The following is a 5,042-nucleotide window of genomic DNA, read 5'->3' as shown; positions in this document are numbered from 1 at the left end:
GTCGATTGCTCACGCCCTCACGCTACCGCCTCACGCCAGGCTGAACAGCAGGTACGCCACCGGTGCCGCGACGAGGGGCGAGTCGATGACGTCCAGCACGCCGCCGAAGCCGGGAAGGCTTTGGCCCGAGTCTTTGACGGCCGCGTCGCGTTTCATGAGGCTCTCGAGCAGGTCACCCGCCTGACCGACTGCGCCGAAGACGGCACCGAAGATCAGGCCCGTCCACCACTCGACCTCGGGCAACCACGGTGCACACGCCGCCCCGACGGCCGCTGCGACGACGAGTCCGCCGACCAGGCCTTCCCACGTCTTGCCGGGGCTCAGCCACGCGATGAGTTTGCGCTTCCCGATCGACTTGCCGGTGAAAAAGGCACCGATGTCGGTGAATTTCACACAAAGCAGAACCATCACGATGTGGGTCGTCGAGCCGTCGAAGATCGGGTCGGCCCGGACGGCCCCGCCTTCCTTGACACGGATCGCCATCAGGAACCACGCCAATCCGCCCAGGTACATCACGGCCAGCAGCGTCCCGGCCATGCTGGTGATCGCCTCTTCGACCTGACGCGAGGCGACCTTCCGCAACGCACTCGCCAACGGCACGGCCGCCATGAGAAACGCCAGCACGCTGGCGGCGATTGGCTTGAACCAGTCGAACTGTGTGAAAAACGCGTGCAGCACGATGGCCGCTCCGCCGAGCGAGGCGATGAGCTTGAAGGGCGTCGCGTTGCGCGCGGTGAAGAGCCGGGCCAGCTCCAGGTTCGCCAGCGGCACCATGAGCAGCAGCAGGGCGAGGATCCCAATGCCCTTCACGGCGTGTTGCTGTTCCAGCCACGCATCCAACGCCAACACGCCCCCAAGGACCGCCAGCAACACAGGCCCGAGCGTCAATCGTCGGCGAAGGTTCTCGTCCATACGTCCTCTGGCAACCCGTTCCCGTCTCGACGGGCGACCACCGTAGTCGATCGCGACCCCACGGTGCCACCCGACCGATCCCACACCGAAGCGACACGTCATGTTCTTCGAGCACTTCGCGCGCCGGTATCACAAACCACCTCCCGCTCCTGTACGCTGCGTCGCCCGATGCCCGACGGTGAGCCTCCGTCAGACCAGCGACACGACCACGAGCCGCCCGAATCGGCGGCGGATCGTGTCGTCGATCGCGTCGGCATCGTCGGGGCACGCTTCCGCGTTTTGCTGGGACGGATCGGAAAACGCCTCGGACTCGCCGAAGAAACGCTGATCCTGCCCATGGCCGTCCTGGTCGGCGTCGTGACCGCGGCGGCGGCGGTGGGCTTCCACGAGCTGATCCTCATCCTACGCGACACGCTCTACGCCCGGGCCGGCGAGGACTTCCTGTACGGGCCGGGCATCTGGTTGCTGCTGGTCATCCCGGCCGTCGGCGGACTGGTCGTCGGGATCATCAGCCGCGTGGTTTCGGGCGAAAAGGAAGGCCACGGCGTCGTCGACGTCATCGAGTCCGTCAAACGCACCCGCGGCTTCGTCCGACCTCGAACGGCCGTCGAAAAGATCGTCACCAGCGCCGTCTCCATCGGCTCGGGTGGTTCGGCGGGCGCGGAAGGGCCGATCGTCCAGATTGGGGCAGCGGTCAGCAGTGGCGTGGCCCGGTTCTTCCGACTGCCCAGGCACCAGATGCCGGTCCTCGTCGCCTGCGGCTGTGCGGCGGGCATCTCGGCGATCTTCAACGCCCCGATCGGTGGGCTGCTCTTCACGCTGGAGGTCGTCCTGCACGACTTCCGCGCGCGGGCGATCACGCCCGTCGTCGTCAGCGCGGTCATCGCGAACGTCACGATGCGGGCGCTCGTCAACTGGCTCTATGTCCACGGCCACAGTGACGCGGCGTATATCACCATCTTCGACAACCCGCAGATCGCCTTCACCGGCGGCTTGCTCAACTGGCCTCAGGTGCCGGCGTACGTGACGCTCGGGCTCGCCTGTGGCATCGGCGGGGCGATCCTGATCCGCATGATGCAGGCGGGCGACGTCGTCTTCCGCAAGCTCGTCACCGGACCGTCGTGGGTCAAAGCCTTCAGGCCGGCTGTCGGCGGATTGTGCCTCGGTGCCTGCGGCGTGGCGGCGGTTCTGATCGCCGGCGGTGAGCCCGGGCCGTTCGCGTTTGAGGACTACCCGATGCCCGCGTTCTACGGCGACGGGTACGGCATCATCGAGACGCTCCTCGGCTCGGTCGACGGCTCGTTCTACGACGGCCAGGCCATCGGCCCGCTGGTCGGACTGCTCCTCGGACTGGCCGTGGTCAAGATGCTCGCAACCGTCTTCACACTCTCCAGCGGCGGCAGCGGCGGGGTGATCGCGCCGTCGCTCTTCGTCGGGGCCGTCATCGGCGGGGCGGTCGGCGTCGTGGCACGCCAGGCGGGCGTCTTCGGCGACGTCAGCCCCGAGGCCTACACGCTCGTCGGCATGGCCGCCTTCCTCGCGGCCGTGGTCCACGCACCGTTGGCCAGCATCCTGATTCTGCTCGAAATCACCGGCGAGTCCGCCCAGAACCAGGCGATCCTGCTGCCAGCGTTGCTGACGGTGGTTGTCGCGATGGGCAGCAGCCGGCTCGTGCATCGCGACTCGATCTACACCGCGGCCCTGCGTCGTCGCGGCGTCCGCACCGCCGCCGCCGACCCCGCCGTGTTGAGCCGTCTGACGATCGAGCAGGTCGGCCTCGATCCGACGTCGTCGATTCAGGTGGACGAGCCCTTCGAGAAGGTGGTCGAGCTGGTCGAGCGCTGGCAGGTTCGAGACTTCGCGGTGCTGGACGCGGAGGGTCGGTACGTCGGCTTCCTCCCCGAGTCGGTCGTCGGCGCAGCCCTCGAAGACCGCGAGGCCGTGCCGCTGGTGGTTGCGGGCGAACTGATGCGTCGCGACGTGCCGCTGGTGTCGTCAGACCAGGACCTCCTGAGCACGTTCGACCAGTTCGTCCAACTCGACGTCGCCCGTCTCCCCGTCGGGCTCGACGCGGGCGACGGACGCGTCATCGGGATGATCACGCGCTCAGGCGTGATGCGCCGGTACCAGCACGCGATCGAGGAGTAGCTTGTTTGTCAGAGATCGCGAAGACGCAAAGGCACGAAGAGAGACGCGAAGGTCAGAGGATGGAGTGAGCAGACTTCTCGAAGTTGCTCTCTGCTTCGCGTCCGTCTTCGTGCCTTTGCGTCTTCGCGATCTCCGAATCGTCTTCACCCACGCGGATGAAATTGCTTGTGGACGTCGCGGAGGCGCTCGCCGTCGACGTGGGTGTAGATCTGCGTCGTCCCGACGTCGGCGTGGCCGAGGAGTTCCTGGACGACGCGGAGGTCGGCTCCGCCGCCGAGCAAGTGGGTGGCGAAGCAGTGCCGCAGCGTGTGCGGTCCCGTTTCCTTCAACACTCCCGACAATCGCGCGACTTTCGAGACGATCTGCCACAGACGAACCCGCTCCATCGGCCGACCGGTGCGGCTGAGGAAGACGCGGTTGCCGCTGAGCTTCGGGTACGCGAACAGCTGCGGACGAACGGTCTCGACGTACGCCTCCAACGCATCCGCGGCCGGCATGCCCATCGGGACGTCGCGCTCCTTGCCGCCTTTGCCGAAGACGCGGAGCGTGCGGTAGACGAGGTTGACGTGGCGCAGGTCCAGCTCGCACAGCTCCGTCGCACGGAGCCCGCACGCGTAGAGCAATTCGAGCATCGCCTTGTCCCGCAGGCCCAGCGGCGTCTGGACATCCGGCACGGCCAGCATGCGGTCGACCTGGTCCCGCGTCAGTGTCTTGGGCAGCGGCTTCTCGGGCTTGGGCGCGTCGAGCCGAGTCAGGATCGCATCGACATCGCCGGCCTCGCGCAGGCGGACCTCGACCTGGTACTTGAGGTACGTGCGAATGGCCGCGAGCCGACGTGCCACCGTTCGCGTCGCCCGGCCGCGACGCGTGGTCTCGGCGAGATAGGTCGTGACGTCCGACAGCTCCGGCCTTTCGAGATCGCCGCCGGTGTCGGCGATGTGCGTTTCGAAGTCCGACAGGTCCCGGCGGTACGCCTCCCGCGTGTTGAGCGACAGCCCCCGCTCGACGGCGAGATACGACAGGAACGCATGCACCCTCCCCGACGGCGGCGGGGCAGTCTCACGTTTGGGCGTGCGGGTGTGCACTCTCTGGTTATCGGGGAAAGTCTGCTCTTCGCCGGAGTCAGAGATCGCGAAGGCGCGAAGACGCGAAGTCAGACGCGAAGAGACTGAGATATGTCTTTGGTCTTAGACCCTGATCCTTCTCTCTGCTTCGCGTCCCTCTTCGCGACTTTGCGTCTTCGCGATCTCCGAGACGACCGCTCAGATGTTCCGAATCTTGTTCAGCCCGTTCAGCGCCGCCACGCGGTAGGCCTCGGCGAGGGTGGGGTAGTTGAAGACGTTCTGGCTGAAGAAGTCCGCCTTGCCGCCCATGGCCATGGCGGTTTGGCCGATGTGGATGAGCTCGGTCGCGCCGCTACCGATGACGTGGACGCCGAGGATGTCGCGATTGTCCTGATGGATGAGCAGCTTGAGCATGCCCGTCTCGTCGCCGAGCAGCTGCCCGCGGGCGATCTCGCTGTACGTCGCGACGCCGGCCTCGTAGGGGATGCCGTCGTTGGTCAGCTCTTCCTCGGTCTTGCCGACCATGGAGATCTCCGGGATCGCGTAGATGCCGAAGGGGAAGAGGTCTGGGAAGCTGTGGGCCTCGATCCCGAACATGTGACACGCGGCGAGTCGGCCCTGTTCCATCGCGGTGCTGGCAAGGGCCGGGAAGCCGATGACGTCGCCGCAGGCGTAGATGTGCTCGGTCGCGGTCTGGAAGTGCTCGTTGACCTTGATGCGTCCGCGATGGTCCGCCTCGAGGCCGGCGGCGCCGAGGTTGAGCTCTGCGGTGGCACCCTGACGTCCGACGCAGTAGAGCAGGCAGTCGGCACGGAGCGTCTTCCCGCTCTCGAGGGTCGCCTCGACCATCTTCGAGTTCTCGCTCCGAGCGCCGGGGGGCGGCTCGACCGTCTCGACGTTCGTGACCTTCTCACCGAG

Annotated in this window: 4 protein-coding genes; 1 reads left to right on the top strand and 3 read right to left on the bottom strand. The window is 66.8% G+C overall.

Translation table 11 applies throughout. From position 1 onward, the window contains the following. Window positions 1–30: 30 nt before the first annotated feature. Entirely contained in the window at window positions 31–912 is an 882-nt protein-coding gene (locus AAGI46_15735; GenBank protein ID MEM1013659.1) for a phosphatidate cytidylyltransferase, read from the bottom strand. 168 nt (window positions 913–1,080) lie between these two features. On the opposite strand from AAGI46_15735, the gene AAGI46_15730 reads away from it, so the two are divergent. Beyond that, window positions 1,081–3,060, top strand: a complete 1,980-nt coding sequence (locus AAGI46_15730) for a chloride channel protein (protein ID MEM1013658.1) — start codon at window positions 1,081–1,083, stop codon at window positions 3,058–3,060. Between the two features lie 143 nt (window positions 3,061–3,203). Here the strand turns inward: AAGI46_15730 and AAGI46_15725 are convergent, their stop codons facing one another. Both AAGI46_15725 and AAGI46_15720 read right to left on the bottom strand, forming a co-directional pair. Further along, a complete protein-coding gene (locus AAGI46_15725; protein ID MEM1013657.1) occupies window positions 3,204–4,145 on the bottom strand; it encodes a site-specific tyrosine recombinase in 942 nt (313 codons plus the stop codon). Window positions 4,146–4,322: 177 nt separating this feature from the next. After that, window positions 4,323–5,042 (bottom strand): FAD-dependent oxidoreductase (locus tag AAGI46_15720; GenBank protein MEM1013656.1); only part of this gene is annotated, 720 nt, incomplete at its 5' end.

The sequence above is a fragment of the Planctomycetota bacterium genome (genome assembly GCA_038746835.1).
Lineage (GTDB): Bacteria > Planctomycetota > Phycisphaerae > Tepidisphaerales > Tepidisphaeraceae > JBCDKH01.
Note: the sequence above shows the minus strand (reverse complement) of the source record. Positions and strands in the feature narration are given on the sequence as shown.

What these genes read in the sequence shown, in the direction of transcription:
- AAGI46_15735 (MEM1013659.1), bottom strand. Translation starts at nt 912, where the DNA reads ATGGACGAGAACCTTCGCCGACGATTGACGCTCGGGCCTGTGTTGCTG.
- AAGI46_15730 (MEM1013658.1), top strand. Translation starts at nt 1,081, where the DNA reads ATGCCCGACGGTGAGCCTCCGTCAGACCAGCGACACGACCACGAGCCG.